At 64.0% G+C, this 16,854-nt stretch carries 18 protein-coding genes; 11 read left to right on the forward strand and 7 right to left on the reverse strand.

The annotated features are described in order from the left end of the window. Positions 1-10: 10 nt before the first annotated feature. The 5 genes from RID11_RS04625 to RID11_RS04645 form a co-directional block, all read right to left on the reverse strand. The gene (locus RID11_RS04625; protein WP_350136262.1) at positions 11-670 is read right to left on the reverse strand and encodes a hypothetical protein; all 660 of its coding nucleotides are present in this window, start codon (positions 668-670) and stop codon (positions 11-13) included. Positions 671-769: 99 nt separating this feature from the next. Continuing rightward, the gene (locus RID11_RS04630) at positions 770-1,576 is read right to left on the reverse strand and encodes a lytic murein transglycosylase (RefSeq protein WP_350137717.1); all 807 of its coding nucleotides are present in this window, start codon (positions 1,574-1,576) and stop codon (positions 770-772) included. A 101-nt stretch (positions 1,577-1,677) separates the two neighbouring features. After that, positions 1,678-2,523 carry a hypothetical protein gene (locus tag RID11_RS04635; RefSeq protein ID WP_350136263.1) on the reverse strand — a complete coding sequence of 282 codons (846 nt, stop codon included), beginning with the start codon at positions 2,521-2,523 and terminating at the stop codon, positions 1,678-1,680. Between the two features lie 207 nt (positions 2,524-2,730). Beyond that, complete coding sequence (glnA, locus tag RID11_RS04640; protein WP_350136264.1) at positions 2,731-4,137, reverse strand: type I glutamate--ammonia ligase; 1,407 nt, start codon at positions 4,135-4,137, stop codon at positions 2,731-2,733. 31 nt (positions 4,138-4,168) lie between these two features. Further along, positions 4,169-4,507 (reverse strand): P-II family nitrogen regulator, encoded by a 339-nt coding sequence (locus RID11_RS04645; protein WP_050662767.1) that lies wholly within the window; start codon positions 4,505-4,507, stop codon positions 4,169-4,171. A 173-nt stretch (positions 4,508-4,680) separates the two neighbouring features. On the opposite strand from RID11_RS04645, the gene RID11_RS04650 reads away from it, so the two are divergent. Then, positions 4,681-6,222: an NAD(P)H-hydrate dehydratase gene (locus RID11_RS04650; protein ID WP_350136265.1), complete on the forward strand. Its 1,542-nt coding sequence runs from the start codon at positions 4,681-4,683 to the stop codon at positions 6,220-6,222. A 3-nt stretch (positions 6,223-6,225) separates the two neighbouring features. Here RID11_RS04650 and crtC read toward each other — a convergent pair whose 3' ends face one another. Further along, the gene (gene crtC, locus RID11_RS04655; RefSeq protein WP_502949337.1) at positions 6,226-7,140 is read right to left on the reverse strand and encodes a carotenoid 1,2-hydratase; all 915 of its coding nucleotides are present in this window, start codon (positions 7,138-7,140) and stop codon (positions 6,226-6,228) included. Beyond that, positions 7,098-8,648, reverse strand: a complete 1,551-nt coding sequence (gene crtD / locus RID11_RS04660) for a 1-hydroxycarotenoid 3,4-desaturase CrtD (protein WP_350136266.1) — start codon at positions 8,646-8,648, stop codon at positions 7,098-7,100. The genes crtC and crtD overlap by 43 nt, the downstream gene beginning before the upstream one ends. A 95-nt stretch (positions 8,649-8,743) precedes the next feature. Here crtD and RID11_RS04665 point away from each other — a divergent pair, with 95 nt between their 5' ends. The 10 genes from RID11_RS04665 to pufA all read left to right on the forward strand — a co-directional run bounded on the left by RID11_RS04665 (position 8,744) and on the right by pufA (position 16,769). Continuing rightward, a complete protein-coding gene (locus tag RID11_RS04665; protein WP_350136267.1) occupies positions 8,744-9,622 on the forward strand; it encodes a polyprenyl synthetase family protein in 879 nt (292 codons plus the stop codon). Positions 9,623-9,627: 5 nt separating this feature from the next. Next, positions 9,628-10,761, forward strand: a complete 1,134-nt coding sequence (locus tag RID11_RS04670; protein WP_350136268.1) for a methyltransferase — start codon at positions 9,628-9,630, stop codon at positions 10,759-10,761. Between the two features lie 127 nt (positions 10,762-10,888). Continuing rightward, positions 10,889-11,830 carry a chlorophyll synthesis pathway protein BchC gene (gene bchC, locus RID11_RS04675; RefSeq protein WP_350137723.1) on the forward strand — a complete coding sequence of 314 codons (942 nt, stop codon included), beginning with the start codon at positions 10,889-10,891 and terminating at the stop codon, positions 11,828-11,830. After that, a complete protein-coding gene (locus tag RID11_RS04680) occupies positions 11,827-12,828 on the forward strand; it encodes a chlorophyllide a reductase iron protein subunit X (protein WP_350136269.1) in 1,002 nt (333 codons plus the stop codon). Before bchC ends, RID11_RS04680 begins: the two co-directional genes overlap by 4 nt. Further along, positions 12,815-12,976 (forward strand): hypothetical protein, encoded by a 162-nt coding sequence (locus RID11_RS04685; RefSeq protein WP_350136270.1) that lies wholly within the window; start codon positions 12,815-12,817, stop codon positions 12,974-12,976. Before RID11_RS04680 ends, RID11_RS04685 begins: the two co-directional genes overlap by 14 nt. Next, a complete protein-coding gene (bchY, locus tag RID11_RS04690) occupies positions 12,973-14,523 on the forward strand; it encodes a chlorophyllide a reductase subunit Y (RefSeq protein WP_350136271.1) in 1,551 nt (516 codons plus the stop codon). Before RID11_RS04685 ends, bchY begins: the two co-directional genes overlap by 4 nt. An 85-nt stretch (positions 14,524-14,608) precedes the next feature. After that, entirely contained in the window at positions 14,609-16,090 is a 1,482-nt protein-coding gene (bchZ, locus tag RID11_RS04695) for a chlorophyllide a reductase subunit Z (protein WP_350136272.1), read from the forward strand. Next, positions 16,083-16,307: a cytochrome PufQ gene (gene pufQ / locus RID11_RS04700; RefSeq protein ID WP_350136273.1), complete on the forward strand. Its 225-nt coding sequence runs from the start codon at positions 16,083-16,085 to the stop codon at positions 16,305-16,307. The genes bchZ and pufQ overlap by 8 nt, the downstream gene beginning before the upstream one ends. 134 nt (positions 16,308-16,441) lie before the next feature. Then, positions 16,442-16,591 (forward strand): light-harvesting antenna LH1, beta subunit, encoded by a 150-nt coding sequence (pufB, locus tag RID11_RS04705; protein WP_050662775.1) that lies wholly within the window; start codon positions 16,442-16,444, stop codon positions 16,589-16,591. Positions 16,592-16,607: 16 nt separating this feature from the next. Beyond that, positions 16,608-16,769: a light-harvesting antenna LH1, alpha subunit gene (gene pufA, locus RID11_RS04710; protein ID WP_050662776.1), complete on the forward strand. Its 162-nt coding sequence runs from the start codon at positions 16,608-16,610 to the stop codon at positions 16,767-16,769. The last annotated feature ends 85 nt before the right edge of the window (positions 16,770-16,854 follow it).

Genomic DNA, 16,854 nt, shown 5'->3' on the forward strand with positions numbered 1-16,854 from the left:
ACGCGCCCTTCTAGCCAAACAGCAACGGCTGCGCCTCGCGCAAGGTGGTGTAAGTCAGCAGCGCAGCGCCCACCGGCGGCGCATGGATGAAAAGCGTCAAACCGAAGGTGATGATGGTCAGTCGCATGGGCACAGAGGCCTGTTGCGGAAGGCGACGTGCCTCGTTGGCATCCATTGCCCCGTCGGACCAGTCTTCCGCTTTCGGTTGGCGGCGTTTCTTCTGGGGCTTGGCCTTCGCGGTCTTGGGCGCAGTCGCCGATAACAGTTCGAAAGTCCTGTCCAGCAGAGCCGAGCCGATCGGTTGTGCGGCAGGTCCGGTTAATCTTGCGTCATAGGGCAGGTAATCGCGCACCCGCTCGACCGCGCGGTGCAACAGCATCTGGTAGGCTGACGGATCGAGCGTGGTGCGGGCCTTTCGTCCCGGTGGGCCAACGGCGATCACCAGGTAATGCGGGCGCTGTGAGCGTTCCGGGGGCAACCAGCCAAGCGCGATGCGCACGGTTTCGCGGTCGATGATCGCGACATCCTCGCCGTCCCATGTCAAGCTGCGCACCTGCGTCGCCAATGCATGCGAAGCGATGTCGAATTCCTCGACGATATCGGGGAAGTCCATCCCGGGGGGCTGGTGATATTCCAAGGCGGCGATTTCGCCGAAGTTCTGTTTGCTCATGTCATGCCTCGATTATCGTTGGTTTTGGAAACCGCACGTATTTGGCACTCTGAAACCAGTTATCGGGCGCACACATATGCCCGACTTGTCTTGCAGGGGTCAGCCCCCGTCGATCCGCGCCGCCATTAGGGCGATGGCCTGCTGATAGACCGAGGCCGCATTCCATTGCTCGATGACCGCGAAGTTGGGCTCGCCTTGACGATATCCCACTCCCGGCTGCCATCCCTTCTGCCGCAGGAAATAGGCGGTCGAGGCCATGGCATCAGTTAGGTTGTAGAGATCGACCCGTCCGTCGCCATTGCCATCGACGCCGAAAGCCAAAGCATTGCCGGGCAGGAATTGCGTATGGCCCAACTCTCCATGTCGCGCACCCTTAGTCTGTCCCGTAATCGACCCGCGATCCACCAGCTTGAGCGCACCGATGGCATGCGGATGAAAAAAGTCCGAGCGTCGGCAGTCATAGGTCAGTGTGACGATGGCCGAGACCACCGAGGTATCGCCCATGAAGCCCCCAAAGCCAGTTTCCATGCCGTGAATTGCGATGAGAACCCCGGCGGGCACCCCATATTGCCGCTCGAGCGCGTCATAAAAGGCCGCGTCGCGGACGCGCCGCTTGCGGCCCTGCGCCACGATGGTGTCGGCCCCGCGCACCTGCATGAACTTCTCCAGGCTATAGCGAAAGCTTTTCTGATTGCGATCCGCCGCGATGGTGCGGGTCGCGTAGCGCGCGCCTTGCAACGCCTCTAGCCCGCGCGGCCCCACGCCCTCGGCTGCGGCTTCCCGGGCGAATGCCGCCTTCCAGCTTTCGAAGCCTTGACCCGTATTGCCACAAGGGGCGGCCAGTGCGGCCGATCCCCCGAGAAGGCAGAACCCGAGCCCGAGGCCTTGCGTGACGCAGCGGATCATAGCGGTCTTCAACATCCGAACTCTCCCAAACAGACTGTGTTCAGGATGCAGCATAGCGCGCCCGTGGCACAGTACAAAGCAGCGTGAGGCCCCTGCATGGGTCATGTTCCGATGCCCTGCACAATCTCTAGAACCTCTGCCAGTGCGCCATGTGCCTGAAGGGCCATGAACATGCCGGTGAGCGCGGCGGTTTGCGAGGCAAGCCGAAGGTTCTCTCCGCGCAAGAGGTTGAACACCGTCAGTGCCGCAGCCACCGGCAGAGCAAAGAGCCCAAGCGTGATGGTCATCATCCAGACGCTCAGTCGCAATGGCGCCGTTGGCTCGCGAATGCCGTCACCGGGATCATCGACCTCTTCGGGCTCGGGGTCGCAGAACGCAGCGCGCAGTGCGCGCAAGCGCGCTTCATCTGCTTCGCTGTAATCGCCCGCCTCGGGAATGCTGTGTTGCAACCCGGAATAGGCGGTTTCGACATCCGGCAGACGCTCTCGTCCGGGGCGCCTGCGAGCGCGCCGTGTTTCCACGTCTTGTGGCGGGCTGATCGCGGCGCGGAATTCGGCCCGTGTCAGCAGCGCGTCCTGCTCGGTCCATTGCACGAAGTCGGGTGCAAGTGGCACGTGCAGAGCCGCAAGCGTCTGCGCCAGAATCGTCTGCGATGCTTCCGGATCGGTCCAGAGCGGGCCGTCCTCTCGCATCAGCGTCAGGCCGATATAGTGATCCGCTGGCAAATCCAGTTTCGGGATATACCGTTTGCGTTCGATAGTGACGCGCAGGTCAAAGTCGCGCGTGCGCAAGACTGCCGCCTCTTCTGAAAGACATCGCTGCGAGGTCAATTCCACGCCGAGTTGGTCCAGCGTGTGCACGATCCGCTTGCTGATCGCAGTGATGTCGAGTGCTCTCATACCGAGAAATACTAGCCCTGCCGTAACCTTGTGAGTGGTATGGGTCATGGTCGGGTCCATCCGTGTTTTTACACTCATAAGTTGACCCTAGAAAACGGAACCAGTTTGTTTCAAATGAGGATACATTGGGGCAATCCTCTCCTTTGGATGTCTTTGGTTCCTGAACGGCAACGATGGTGCCGCATAAAAAAAGCGCCCCCGGATGGGGGCGCCCTCTCGGCTTGAAAGGTGGCCGCTGGCGACTGGCCGGCCGCCTCAGCAGCTGTAGTACATCAGGAATTCGACGGGGTGCGGAGTGTGCTCGTAGAGTTCAAGCTCTTCCATCTTGAGGTCGATATACCCATCGATTTGGTCCTTCGTGAACACGTCACCGGCCAGCAGGAACGCATGATCGGCACGCAGCGCGTCGAGCGCCTCGCGAAGGGAGCCACAGACAGTGGGGATACCTTCAAGCTCTTCTGCGGGCAGATCGTAGAGGTTCTTGTCCATCGCCTCGCCCGGGTCGATTTTCGACTTGATGCCGTCGAGACCAGCCATGAGCAGCGCGGCAAAGCACAGATAGGGGTTCGCCGAGGGATCCGGGAAGCGAGCCTCGACACGCTTGGCCTTGGGGCTTTCGGTCCACGGAATACGCACGCAGCCCGAACGGTTGCGGGCCGAATAGGCGCGCAGTACGGGGGCTTCGAAGCCGGGGATCAGCCGCTTATAGCTGTTGGTTGAGGGGTTGGTGAAGGCATTTAGCGTCTTGGCATGTTTGAGGATGCCCCCGATGAACCACAGCGCTTCCTGGCTCAGGTCTGCATACTTGTCGCCGGCGAAGAGCGGCTTGCCGTCTTTCCAGATCGACATGTTGACATGCATGCCGGTGCCGTTGTCGCCATAGATCGGCTTGGGCATGAAGGTTGCGGTCTTGCCATAGGCCTGAGCGACGTTGTGGATGACATACTTGTATTTCTGCAGCTCGTCTGCCTGCTCGGTCAGTGTTCCGAAGATCAGACCAAGCTCGTGCTGGCACGAGGCCACCTCGTGGTGGTGCTTGTCGACCTTCATGCCGAGACGCTTCATCGTCGAGAGCATTTCCGAGCGGATGTCCTGACCGTCATCGATCGGGTTGACCGGGAAATAGCCGCCCTTGACGCCAGGGCGATGGCCGGTATTGCCCATCTCGTATTCGGTGTCGGTATTCCAGGATGCGTCGAGCGCGTCCACTTCATAGGACACCTTGTTGATCGAGTTCGACACGCGGACATCGTCGAACAGGAAAAATTCCGCCTCGGGGCCCCAGTAGGACACATCCCCTATACCCGACGCCTTCAGATACGCCTCGGCCTTTTCGGCAGTGCCGCGCGGATCGCGGTTATAGGGTTCGCCTGTATCGGGTTCCACAACCGAACAATGGATACAAAGCGTCTTTTCGGCGTAGAACGGATCGACATAGGCGCTGTCGAATGCCGGCATCAGCTTCATGTCGGAGGCTTCGATCGACTTCCAACCCGCGATGGACGAGCCATCGAACATGAACCCTTCTTCGAGAAAGTCCTCGTCTACCTGATCAGCCATCACCGTCACATGCTGCAGCTTGCCGCGCGGGTCGGTGAAGCGGATGTCGACATACTCGATATCCTCGTCCTTGATCTGCTTGAGAATCGCGTCTTTGCTCATTCTCTTTTTCCTTTTCTTGCTGGGAAATGGGTTAGAGCGCGTCCGGACCGTGCTCGCCGGTGCGGATGCGGATCGCTTGTTCGACGGGGCTGACGAAAATCTTGCCGTCGCCGATCTTGTCGGTTTTCGCGGCGTCGATGATTGCCTCAATGGCAGCATCGACCTGATCGTCGTCGAGAACGACGTCGATCTTCACCTTGGGTAGGAAATCCACCACGTATTCGGCCCCGCGATAGAGTTCGGTATGGCCCTTCTGGCGACCGAACCCCTTGACCTCGATCACCGAAAGGCCCTGAATGCCAGCTTCCTGCAACGCTTCCTTCACCTCGTCGAGTTTGAAGGGCTTGATGATCGCTTCGATCTTTTTCATGGGCGCGGGCCTCCTCGGCTGTCGTTTCGCAACGTGCAGACCACTTCTCAGCGGGGGGCTCAATCGGTTACAGTCGCAACTTGCATGTTCCGGGGGTAGCCAGATTAGGGTTGCCTAAAAATTATGCATATCGCCTTATTCTGAGGCGAAAGTGAATCGCTAGAGGCTAGGCAATGCGCGAAATCCTCACAGCCGCCCAAATGCGCGCCATAGAGTTGGCCGCAATCGAGTCGGGTGTAGTCACCGGGCTGGAACTGATGGAGCGCGCCGGGCGCGGCGTGATCGAGGCGGTGTTCGAGGAATGGCCGGAGTTGGCAAAGTCACCCCACCATGCCGTGGTTGTGTGTGGACCCGGCAATAATGGTGGCGACGGGTTTGTGGTGGCGCGGCTGTTGAAAGAATGGGGTTGGCAGGTCGAGGTTTTTTTCTTCGGGGAGCCTTCGAAACTGCCGCCGGATGCGAAGCTGAACTATGAGCGTTGGCTGAAATTGGGCACGGTCGATGACCTCGTGCACGCTCCCAAATTTGCTCATGAAGCAGATTTGTTCGTAGATGCGCTGTTTGGCACCGGTCTGCGGCGACCTCTGGAAGGGGCCGCGCTTGCCTGGGCGGCCGAGCGGGTTTCCGATCCTGATGCTCAGGCCAAAACCGTGGCTGTGGATATGCCCTCTGGCCTTTGCAGCGACAGCGGACGGGAACTGCAAGATGGAACAGAGACGGTTCTGGCGGCACTGACGGTGTCGTTTCATGCGCCCAAGCTGGGCCATTTTCTTGGCTGGGGGCCGTTCAAATGCGGGCGTATGGTCGTCGCTGACATCGGCCTGGCGGAGAGAGCAGAGGCCGAGACCGTAAGGCTTGTGATGTCGCCGCAACCGCGGATCATCGACAAGGCCGAGGTGGCGCATAAATACGGCTGTGGTCACGCCCTTATACTGACCGGCGGCGCGGGTAAGACCGGGGCCGCACGTCTGGCGGCGCGAGGCGCTTTGCGGATTGGCGCGGGGTTGGTGACGCTTGGCGTACCGCCTTCTGCGCAGATGGAGGTGGCGAGCCAGATCACCGCACTCATGCTACGGCAGGTCAGAGATGCCGAAAAGTTTGCGGCGATACTTGAGGATCCAAGGCTCAACGCGGTGTGCTTGGGGCCGGGTTTGGGGATAGAGCGTGCACGTGATCTGGTTCCGGTGGCGCTGCGCGCGGCACACCTGCCGGGCGTGGTGCTTGATGCCGACGCACTGACCGCGTTCCAGGATGCACCGCAGACGCTCTTCGCGATGCTGCATGAACGCTGCGTGCTGACGCCGCATGCTGGCGAATTTGCGAGAGTATTTCCGGACCTTGCCGAGGCATTGAGCGCTGCGCCCATCAAAGGTCCGGCCTGTTCCAAGGTCGATGCTGCACGCGACGCGGCCCGGCGGGCAGGGTGCGTGGTGCTCTTGAAGGGACCCGATACCGTGATCGCGGCACCTGACGGGCGCTGCAGCATCAACTCGGCGCAGTATGAGCGGCGGGCACCTTGGCTGGCCACCGCCGGGTCGGGTGATGTGCTGGCTGGGTTCATCACCGGGCTACTGGCGCGGGGATTTCCTCCAATGCAGGCTGCCGAAACCGCCGCGTGGCTGCATGTGGAGTGCGCGCGCAGTTTTGGCCCCGGTCTGATTGCCGAGGACTTGCCCGAGGAGTTACCATCGGTCTTGCGCGCGCTCGAGGCGTAAAGCTTAGTCCTCGAACCGCCACCGCGCCCGGCGCGGCACCCGCACCGCCAGCATCGGCTTGAGCAAGGCGGCGCGGAAGCGCCTGAGATCTAGCGCCTCATGTACGCCCACGGTTTCCTCGCCATCCAGACAGGTCTGCACGGCGGATCGGCAATAGAACGGCGCGTCGAGCATCGGCTTGACCTGGCGTGGCTGATAGCCCGGATCGGCCCGCGTTTCGCGCGCCACGGCCCAGAGGCTGCGGCGCATCCGGACCTTGGGAGCGGCGTCGATCACCTGCGCCTGACCATCCGCATCGAAATGCACCGCCGTGGCGAGGCCTGAGCCGTCAAGTCGCGTGGCATCGTAGAAACAGGTGCTGCCGCCGCGCGCGGGGTAGCGCCCCCAGGTCCAGGTGCTGAAATCCTGCTCCAGCGCGCGGGTGCCGAAATTGGCGTCGAAATAGCCATGTCCGCGCCATTGCCAGCCCGGGGCCTCCAGTTCGACCTCGATATCCGCCGTGGGGCCGAAGGGGCGCCAGATATGGCTGCCATCCGGGGTGAGGGGCAGTTCCACTTGGCTGAGCGCCGTGGGCGTGACGGTGATGCGCCCGCGGACGCGCGACACCATCGGCGGTGAGCCGATCTCGTTCACCTCGATCACCAGCCGGTCACCCTGCCAGCGCATCGAGGAGGGACCGACGGTCAGGCAGTCGCGGCTCTGGCGCAGGGCGCTTTCGCCCCGGTCGGTCATGGTGAAGCGCCCGCCGGGTCCATAGGTGGCCACGTTGATGCAGACATGGTTCGCCGGGCGTTTGCGCCCCGACCACGCATACCACGGCGAGAACACCGAGCCGATGAAGCCGATCACGCTGATCGCGCGGGCACCGTCGTCGCTCAGGCCGTCGACATACCACCAGGCATAGCCGTTCTCGGGCACGTCGAGGTCGAAATTCGGTCGCTCAAGATCGCCTCGGCCGCGTGCCGGGCGGAGAGGGTCGCCATCGGCACGCCCGCCCCCGGATGTGCCCCGCCCCCCGCCAGATAGAGGCCCTTGACCGGCGTCCGCGCCGTCGGCCGCTGGAAGGCCGCGAACATGCCCTGCGGGCTCTGCCCGTAGAGTGCGCCGAGTGTCGCGGGAAAGAGTTTCTCGAAGCTCTGCGGTGTGCTCAGGCACTCCGGCCCCGGCGCGGGATCGAAGCGCAGCCCGAAACGGCGCAGCATCTGGAAGGTGCGTGTCTGACATGCGTGGATATCCTCTGATTGGGCAAGGCCGGGGCGCAGGGGCGGCGCGTTGGCGATGATCTCGAAGCGTTCGATTTCTGGCGGCGACGCGGACAATCCGCGATCCTGCGCGCAGACATAAAGCGTGGGGTCATGCAGGCGGGTGCCCTTGGCGAGCGCGTCGAATTCGGCCTGCGCATCCTCACGGAAGAACACGTTGTGATGGGCGAGGTCGGGGCCGTGCGGGGTGGCGGCAAAGGCCCAGACATCCGCCGAGAGCGAGCGCGCGGCGCGGGTGGTCTGCGGGGAGACGCGGGCCACATCCGGCCCGAGCGCGCCGGTGGCAAGCGCGCGCGGGTCGCCGTTGAATAGCACCGCCTCCGCGGCCATTGTTGTGCCGTCTGCCAGCACCACCTGCGCGGCGCGTCCCTCTTCCGTCTCGATCCGCGCGACATGGGCGTTGTAGTGGAACACCGCGCCATGCTTGTCGGCCAGATCGGCGAGCGCCTGCGCCAGCCGCGTCATGCCGCCCTCGACCACCCAGACCCCCGCGGCCTCGGCCTGCCAGATGAGGGCCAGAAGCGCCGGCACCTTGTCCGGCGCGCCGCCGACGTAGGTGGCGTAGCGGCCGAAGAGCTGCGCAAGGCGCGGGTCGTCGAAGCTGCGGCGGAGCAGCCCCGCGAGCGACGACGCGGGGGCCATCGCGCGGATCAGATGCGGGTGGCGCGCGACATGCGCGATCAGGCGCGCGGGAGAGGGGGTGGCAGAGTGCATCACCGGGCCGTCGAACCCGTCGAACAGCGTCCTCGCGCGCGCGCAGAAGCGGCGGAATTGCGCCTCGCCGCGGGACCCTGCGAAATCGCGCACCGCCGCCGCGCTGCGCTCGTGGTCGGCATAGAGGTCGAGCGTGCTGCCATCGGGCCAGAAATGCCGCGCCAGCACATCCTGCCGGTGCAGGGTCACGTGATCCTCCAGCCGGGTGCCAAGCTGCGCGAAGAGATCGTCAAAGACGGCGCGCATGGTCAGCACGGTGGGCCCGGTATTGACCGGACCGGCGCGCGAGGGCAGGGCGCGGATCTTGCCGCCGGGGGCGGCGTGACGTTCCAGCACCGTGACCGGGAGCCCGGCCTGCGCCAGCCGCGCCGCCGCCGCAAGCCCGGCCACGCCCGCGCCGACGACGATCACGGGCGGGCCGCTGCGATCCGGGAAATTTCTGTCGCTCATGGGGCGATTGTTGACTCGAATGCGCAATGTGTCCAGTATGATTTACACATGACATGTCAGATATGAATGACATACGCAAAGCGAAGGAGGCTTGCATGCCACTCACCGACCGGATCGACAGCGCGCTGCGCCGTGCCATCAGGCGGGGGCAGGGCGGGCTTGCCCCGCAACAACTGGCCTCGGCGCTCGACTATGCCACAACCCCGGGCGGTGCGCGCATCAGGCCGACGATCCTCATGTCGGTAGCCATGGCCTGCGGCGATGACAGGCCCGCGGTCACCGATCGGGCGGCGGCGGCGTTGGAGCTTATCCACTGTGCGAGCCTCGTGCATGACGATCTGCCCTGTTTCGACGATGCCGATCTGCGGCGCGGCAAGCCGTCGGTGCATCGCGCCTATTCCGAGCCGCTGGCGGTGCTGACCGGCGACAGCCTGATCGTGATGGCCTTCGACGTGCTGTCGCGCGCCGACGCGGGCGAAGCGGGCCGTGCGCTCGGTCTCATACGCGCGCTTTCGGACCGGACCGGCATGCCAAACGGAATCTGCGCCGGGCAGGGCTGGGAGAGCGAGCCCGAGATCGATCTGCGCGCCTATCACCGGTCCAAGACCGGCGCGCTCTTCATGGCGGCGACCGAGATGGGGGCGCTGTCGGCGGGGCATGCGCCCGAGAACTGGACCGATCTGGGCGCGCTGATCGGCGAGGCGTTTCAGGTGGCCGACGATCTGCGCGACGCGCTGCTGGACGAGGCCAGCCTTGGCAAGCCGGTGGGGCAGGACGATCTGCACGCGCGGCCCAATGCGGTCGCCGAGCTGGGCGTCGATGGTGCGATGGCGCGGTTGGGTGACATTCTGGCCGGGGCCATTGCCTCGATCCCGTCCTGTCCCGGTGAGGCGGCGCTCGCGCAGATGGTGCGCAAGCAGGCGCAACAGATCATGCCCAAGGTGCCTGCCGCCCGCGCCCGAAGCTCGGTCTGAGCCGCATGGCGGTGCAGGGCGCAGCCCCCGCTCCGCGCCGCCCGCGCGCGGGGCTCATCGCGCGGCTGCTCGCCAATCCCGGATTTCAGAGCCTTGCCAGCCGGTTGCCGTTCAGCCGGGGGATTGCCCGGCGTGACGGTGCCGCGCTCTTTGATGTCGTGCAGGGTTTCGTGCAGTCGCAGGTGCTGTTCGCGCTGATCGAACTGGATATCCTGCGCCGCCTCTACACTCATGGCCCGCAAGCGCCCGAGGCGCTGGCCCGCGCAACGGCCATCCCGCCCGACCGGATGACACATCTCATGCAGGCGGGTGCGGCGCTCGATCTGCTCAAGCGGCGGCGCGACGGGCGGTTTGCACTGGCGCGCCGCGGGGCCGCGCTGCTGGGGGTGCCGGGGCTGGAGGCGATGATTCGCCACCACCGGGCGTTCTATGCCGACATGGCCGATCCGGTCGCGCTCTTGCGTGGCGAGGGGGAGACGGAACTGGCCCGGTTCTGGCCTTACGTGTTTGGCACCGGCGGCGACATCGCCCCCGATGTGGCGGAGCGGTATTCCGACCTGATGGCACAAAGCCAGGTTCTGGTGGCCGAGGATGTGCTGCGGATGATTCCGTTGCGTGGGGTGCGCCGCCTGATGGATGTCGGCGGCGGATCGGGTGCGTTTCTGCGCGCTGTGGCGCAGCGCCATCCGCGCCTGGACCTGCAACTCTTCGATCTGCCCGAGGTGATGCCAGAGGCAACGCGCCGTATGGCCGAGGCGGGGCTGTCGGGCCGGGTGGATCTCTGCGGCGGCTCTTTCCGCGACGAGGCGCTGCCGACGGGGGCAGATGCGATTTCGCTGATCCGCGTGCTCTATGATCATGCCGATGACACCGTGACCGACCTGCTTGCCAAGTGCCATGCCGCGCTGCCGCCTGGCGGGCGGCTGATCGTGGCCGAGCCGATGTCGGGCGGGGCCCGGCCCGAGCGTGCAGGCGACGTGTATTTCTCGTTCTATACCATGGCCATGGGCACCGGGCGCGTGCGCTCTGCCGCGCGGATTGCCGAGATGTGTCGCGCGGCGGGCTTTGACACCGTCACGATCCCGCGCGCGCCGCGCCCCTACATCACCGGGGCGTTGAGCTGCGTTAAGGCGGAATGACAGTATTTCAGGCAAATGTGTAACGCAAACTTGACACATAAACATGTCCGAGTAGACTGACATCATGAACCCGTATCTGCCTGCTGAGTCTTTCGCGCAGGAAACGGGCCACAGCTGGGAGGCGATCATGGAAACCCGCGCTGTCTTTTTGAACGGTCCCGAGGATCTTCATCTCGACACCCTCGCGCTCAAGGCGCCGGGCGCGGGAGATATCGTGGTCGAGATTGCCCATTCAGGAATTTCCACCGGCACCGAAAAGCTGTTCTGGAACGGTACGATGCCACCGTTTCCGGGCATGGGCTATCCGCTGGTGCCGGGATACGAGGCCGCAGGTGAGGTGGTCGAGGCCGCACCGGGCACGGGCTACAGGCCCGGCGATCATGTGTTTGTTCCGGGAGCCGATTGTTTTGACGGGGCGTTTGGTTTGTTTGGCGGCGCGGCGTCGCGGCTGGTGACCTCGGCCGCCCGCGTCACGCGCATCGATTCGCAGATGGGCCCGGAAGGCGCGCTTCTGGCGCTTGCCGCCACGGCGCGGCATGCGATGGCGGGACTGGATAGGGCGGTGCCCGACCTGATCGTCGGGCACGGCGTGTTTGGCCGCCTTCTGGCGCGGCTTACCCTTGCGGCGGGCGCGCCTGCGCCGACCGTTTGGGAGACCGAGCCGGGACGGCGTAGCGGCGCGCGGGGCTACGAGGTCATCGACCCGGCAGACGATCCGCGCCGCGATTACCGCACGATCTATGACGCGTCCGGCAATGCCGCGATCCTCAACGATCTGATCGGGCGCATTCAGAAGGGCGGCGAGATCGTCCTTGCGGGGTTTTACCCCGAGGCGCTCAGCTTTGCCTTTCCGCCCGCCTTCATGAAAGAAGCGCGGCTGCGCGTGGCGGCGGAATGGGCGCGCGAGGACCTGGCGGCGGTGAGTTCGCTCATCGACCAAGGGGCACTCAGCCTTGGCGGGCTGATTACCCATCAGGCGCCCGCAGTGGAGGCCCCGAGCGCCTACCGCACGGCTTTCGGTGATCCCGACTGCCTGAAAATGATACTCAACTGGAAGGATGCAGCGTGAAGGACGACGTGCCGAATCTCAAGGACTTCGACCAGCGGCTGCGCGATGAGGCGCATGAAGATCTGGCCGATCTGATCACCGAGGAACCGACCTCCAAGACCCAGATCATCGCGATCTACGGCAAGGGCGGGATTGGCAAGAGCTTTACCCTCGCCAACCTGAGCCACATGATGGCGGAACAGGGCAAGCGCGTGCTGCTGATCGGCTGCGACCCGAAATCGGATACCACCTCGCTCTTGTTTGGCGGCAAGGCGTGTCCGACGATCATCGAGACCTCGACCAAGAAGAACCTCGCTGGCGAGCCGGTGAAGATCGGCGACGTTTGTTTCAAGCGCGGCGGTGTCTTTGCCATGGAACTGGGCGGCCCGGAAGTCGGCCGCGGCTGTGGCGGGCGCGGCATCATCCACGGCTTTGAACTGCTGGAGAAGCTGGGTTTTCACGACTGGGATTTTGACTACGTGCTGCTGGACTTCCTCGGTGACGTGGTCTGCGGCGGCTTTGGCCTGCCGATCGCGCGGGACATGGCGCAGAAGGTCATTTTGGTGGCCTCAAACGACCTGCAATCGCTTTATGTGGCCAACAACGTGTGCTCGGCGGTGGAGTATTTCCGCAAACTGGGCGGCAATGTCGGCGTCGCGGGCCTTGTGATCAACAAGGACGACCATTCCGGCGAGGCGCAGGCCTTTGCCAAGGCGGTGGATATCCCGGTGCTGGCCGCCATTCCGCAGGATGACGACCTGCGCAAGAAATCCGCGAATTACCAGATCGTCGGCACATCGCAGAGCCAGTGGGGCGAGCTCTTCGCCGGGCTGGCCGAGCAGGTTTCGGTGGCCCCGCCGGTGCGGCCCACGCCGCTCGATCAGGACGGGCTTCTGGGGCTGTTCGACAGCAAGGATACCGGCGGCGACTATGTGCTGGAGCCTGCGACGGACGAGGACATGCGCGGCAAATACGCCGCCCCCAAGGCATCGCTGGAGGTGGTTTATGACGACGCCTGAGCGCCCCCGCAAGGAGACCCTCGCCGAGGTGCAGCGCATGCTGGCGCGCGCCCGGCCCGAGCAACTGCGCCGCCTGCTGGCGGATATCGCAGCGGTCGAGATGATCACCGACCGGGGTGAAAGTACCCCCCAAAGGCGGGCGTCATGAGTGATGAAGTCACATATGATGGGGCCGCCGACGCGCCCGTGATCACTGGCCCCGCCGCTGAAGCTGCGCCGCAGGAGGAGATGGGCTGTCATTCGGGGTCGGAGATGGAGAAGGCCGCGCGCATGGCGGGGCAATCCGAATTGCTCGACCAATATGCCAAGGACTATCCCAAGGGGCCGCATGATCAGCCGCAAAGCATGTGCCCGGCCTTTGGCTCGCTCCGTGTCGGCCTGCGGATGAAGCGAGTTGCGACGGTGCTGAGCGGGTCTGCCTGCTGCGTCTATGGGCTGACGTTCGTGTCGCATTTCTACGGTGCGCGACGCTCGGTCGGCTATGTGCCGTTCAATTCCGAGACGCTGGTCACCGGCAAGCTCTTTGAGGATATCCGCGAGAGCGTGCATGAGATGGCGGACCCGGACCGGTTTGATGCCATCGTCGTGACCAACCTCTGCGTGCCCACGGCGAGCGGGGTGCCGTTGCGGCTTTTGCCGAAGGAAATCAACGGGGTGCGGGTCGTTGGTATTGACGTGCCGGGATTTGGTATTCCCACCCATGCCGAGGCCAAGGATGTGCTGGCGGGCGCGATGCTCAACTATGCCCGCAAGGAGGTCGAGGCGGGGCCGGTGGCGGCGCCGGAATCGGGCGTCTCGGATCGGCCTACGGTTACCCTGTTGGGAGAGATGTTTCCGGCCGATCCGATGATGATCGGTGCGATGCTGGCGCCGATGGGGCTGGCCGCCGGGCCGGTGGTGCCGTGCCGCGAGTGGCGCGAGCTTTATGCGGCGCTCGATTGCGGGGCGGTGGCGGCGATTCATCCGTTTTATACCGCCGCTGTGCGCGAGTTCGAGGCCGCTGGTCGCCCCATCGTGGGGAGCGCGCCGGTGGGCCATGACGGCACTGCTGAGTGGTTGAAGAACATCGGACAAGCCTTTGGATTGTCTGAGGAAAAAATTGCTGCTGCGCAGAACGCCTTTCTACCCTCGATCCGCGAGGTGCTGGCGAATGCACCCATCACGGGGCGGATCACGCTGTCGGGGTATGAGGGCAGTGAATTGCTCGTTGCGCGGTTGCTGATCGAGAGCGGGGCAGAGGTGCCGTATGTGGGCACCGCCTGTCCCAAGACACCGTGGTCTGCGGCGGATGCGGAATGGCTGACCGCGCGCGGTGTGACGGTGAAATTCCGCGCCTCGTTGGAAGACGACTGCGCCGCGATGGAAGCGCTGGAACCGGACCTTGCCATCGGCACAACACCTGTTGTGCAAAAGGCAAAAGAAAAAGGTATTCCAAGCCTTTACTTCACTAACCTCATGTCGGCACGCCCCCTGATGGGCCCCGCCGGGGCGGGCAGTCTGGCCGAGGTGGTCAATGCTGCGATGGGCAACAAGGACCGCATGGGCAAGATGCGCGCCTTCTTCGAGGGGGTGGGCTCTGGCGATACGGCGGGGGTGTGGGAAAGCGATCCGAATATCCGCGAGGATTTCCGGGCGACCAACCTCAAGAAGATCGAAAAGAAGGCCCGCGCGGCCAAGGCGCAGGAGATGATCTGATGCGCGGGATGGCTCAACATATCGCGGTCGGTATCACGTCGGTATTCCGTCGGTATTGCGTCGGTGCGCAGCTAGGCGGTGCGTCATGCTGATCCAGGACCATGATCGCGCGGGCGGATACTGGGGGGCGGTCTATGCCTTCTGCGCCGTCAAGGGATTGCAGGTGGTGATCGACGGCCCCGTCGGCTGCGAGAACCTGCCGGTGACGAGCGTGTTGCATTACACCGACGCGCTGCCGCCGCATGAGTTACCCATAGTGGTGACGGGACTGGGCGAAGGCGAGATGGGTGCGGGCACCGAAGAGGCGATGAAGCGCGCCTGGGGCACGCTCGATCCGGCGCTGCCTGCCGTGGTCGTGACCGGCTCCATCGCCGAGATGATCGGTGGCGGGGTGACGCCGCAGGGCACCAATATCCAGCGGTTCCTGCCGCGCACCATCGACGAGGATCAATGGCAGTCCGCCGACCGGGCGATGACCTGGATCTTTACCGAATTCGGCATGACCAAGGGGCGAATGCCCCCCGAGAAGAAACGCGAGGAGGGCAGTGCGCCCCGCGTCAATATCCTCGGGCCGATGTATGGCACGTTCAACATGCCCTCTGATCTGGCCGAGATCCGGCGTCTGGTCGAGGGGATCGGGGCCGAGGTAAATATGGTGATGCCGATGGGCGCGCATCTTGCGGAGATGCGCAACTTGGTGAACGCCGATGCGAATATCGTGATGTATCGTGAGTTTGGCCGCGGTCTGGCCGAGGTTCTGGGCAAGCCCTATCTGCAAGCGCCGATCGGTGTCGAGTCGACCACGTTGTTCTTGCGTAAACTCGGCGAGATGCTGGGACTTGACCCGGAACCGTTCATTGCCCGCGAGAAGCATTCGACGCTGAAACCGGTCTGGGATCTGTGGCGCAGCGTCACGCAGGATTTCTTTGCCACGGCGAATTTCGGGATCGTCGCGGGGGAAACCTATGCGCGCGGTATCCGCAATTACTTGGAGGATGATCTGGGCCTGCCCTGCGCCTTTGCGGTGGCGCGCTGCGCGGGCAGCAAGACGAATAACGAGGAGGTGCGGTCGCTGGTGCATAACAAGCGCCCGCTGATCCTGATGGGGTCGATCAACGAGAAGATCTATCTCGCCGAGCAAAAGGCGGGCCACGGCCCGCGCCCGACCTTCATCCCCGCGTCATTTCCGGGGGCGGCCATCCGGCGCGCCACGGGCACGCCGATGATGGGCTATGCCGGGGCGACATATCTCTTGCAGGAGGTGTGCAACGGGCTCTTTGATGCGCTGTTTCATATCCTGCCTCTGGGGTCCGAGATGGACGCCGGACCCTCGACGCCGACGCCCTTGCGCCGCGATTTTCCGTGGGATGCGGATGCCGCGCGCGAGCTGGAGCGGATCGTGTCCTCGCATCCGGTTCTTACCCGAATTTCCGCCGCCAAGACGCTGCGCGATGCCGCCGAGGAGGCAGCACTGCGTCAGGGCGACGAACGTGTCGTTCTGGAGACCATCCAGGCGTTTTCCACACTTCCGACAGCATCCGACAAGGAGGATCTGACCGATGACTGACATGACATCAAACCCGCCGCAGCGTAGCCGCGCGGGCCGCCGGCGCAGCGCGGAATACCACGTGTATTTCTTCTGCATCTTCTTTGTCGCCATCCCCTTCGCAAGCCTGCGGTGGATGCGCGACGTGATCCGTCACCGCACCCTCAACCTGCGCGGCCCGCTGGCGCGCGCATGGCTCGAGGCGGACCGGGTGACGCCAATGATTTTCTCGGTCTGAGGCTTGCATGGCCAATGACCGAGATACGACCTGCCTGCCCGAAAGGGCGGACAGAAACCTGAGGGACCACGAAGGGCCCAAAGGACCCGGCCGCGGGGTTCGCGGCGTCAGCATAACTATCCGGAGGAAAGTTCATGGCTGATAAATCCGACCTGTCCTTCACAGGTCTCACAGACGAGCAGGCCCAGGAGCTGCATTCTGTCTATATGAGCGGCCTTTGGCTGTTCTCGGCAATTGCAGTGGTTGCACATATCGCAACCTTCATCTGGTTCCCGTGGTTCTGAAGAAAGGGGTTAGAAAATGGCTAAGTTTTACAAGATCTGGCTGATCTTCGACCCCCGCCGCGTTTTCGTGGCGCAGGGCGTGTTCCTGTTTCTGCTGGCGGTGATGATTCACCTCGTGCTTCTGAGCACCGACGGTTTCAACTGGCTTGAAATCGCGACTGCCAAGTACGGCGGGTGATCACACTGTTCTAAAGCCCGCTGCGGGCGCGGCCCGGTGCATCGCCCGCAGCTATCAAGATTAAAATGAACTGGCCTCTCGGGCG

This window comes from Roseovarius sp., assembly GCF_040219995.1.
Classification (GTDB): Bacteria; Pseudomonadota; Alphaproteobacteria; order Rhodobacterales; family Rhodobacteraceae; genus Roseovarius.

Excerpts from the sequence above, each read along its gene's own strand:
- bchY (WP_350136271.1), top strand. The coding sequence starts at position 12,973 with ATGAGTGATGAAGTCACATATGATGGGGCCGCCGACGCGCCCGTGATC.
- RID11_RS04635 (WP_350136263.1), bottom strand. The coding sequence starts at position 2,523 with ATGACCCATACCACTCACAAGGTTACGGCAGGGCTAGTATTTCTCGGT.
- pufB (WP_050662775.1), top strand. The coding sequence starts at position 16,442 with ATGGCTGATAAATCCGACCTGTCCTTCACAGGTCTCACAGACGAGCAG.
- RID11_RS04665 (WP_350136267.1), top strand. The coding sequence starts at position 8,744 with ATGCCACTCACCGACCGGATCGACAGCGCGCTGCGCCGTGCCATCAGG.
- RID11_RS04670 (WP_350136268.1), top strand. The coding sequence starts at position 9,628 with ATGGCGGTGCAGGGCGCAGCCCCCGCTCCGCGCCGCCCGCGCGCGGGG.
- crtD (WP_350136266.1), bottom strand. The coding sequence starts at position 8,648 with ATGAGCGACAGAAATTTCCCGGATCGCAGCGGCCCGCCCGTGATCGTC.
- pufA (WP_050662776.1), top strand. The coding sequence starts at position 16,608 with ATGGCTAAGTTTTACAAGATCTGGCTGATCTTCGACCCCCGCCGCGTT.
- RID11_RS04650 (WP_350136265.1), top strand. The coding sequence starts at position 4,681 with ATGCGCGAAATCCTCACAGCCGCCCAAATGCGCGCCATAGAGTTGGCC.
- pufQ (WP_350136273.1), top strand. The coding sequence starts at position 16,083 with ATGACTGACATGACATCAAACCCGCCGCAGCGTAGCCGCGCGGGCCGC.
- bchC (WP_350137723.1), top strand. The coding sequence starts at position 10,889 with ATGGAAACCCGCGCTGTCTTTTTGAACGGTCCCGAGGATCTTCATCTC.
- bchZ (WP_350136272.1), top strand. The coding sequence starts at position 14,609 with ATGCTGATCCAGGACCATGATCGCGCGGGCGGATACTGGGGGGCGGTC.
- RID11_RS04630 (WP_350137717.1), bottom strand. The coding sequence starts at position 1,576 with ATGATCCGCTGCGTCACGCAAGGCCTCGGGCTCGGGTTCTGCCTTCTC.
- RID11_RS04685 (WP_350136270.1), top strand. The coding sequence starts at position 12,815 with ATGACGACGCCTGAGCGCCCCCGCAAGGAGACCCTCGCCGAGGTGCAG.
- RID11_RS04625 (WP_350136262.1), bottom strand. The coding sequence starts at position 670 with ATGAGCAAACAGAACTTCGGCGAAATCGCCGCCTTGGAATATCACCAG.
- glnA (WP_350136264.1), bottom strand. The coding sequence starts at position 4,137 with ATGAGCAAAGACGCGATTCTCAAGCAGATCAAGGACGAGGATATCGAG.
- RID11_RS04645 (WP_050662767.1), bottom strand. The coding sequence starts at position 4,507 with ATGAAAAAGATCGAAGCGATCATCAAGCCCTTCAAACTCGACGAGGTG.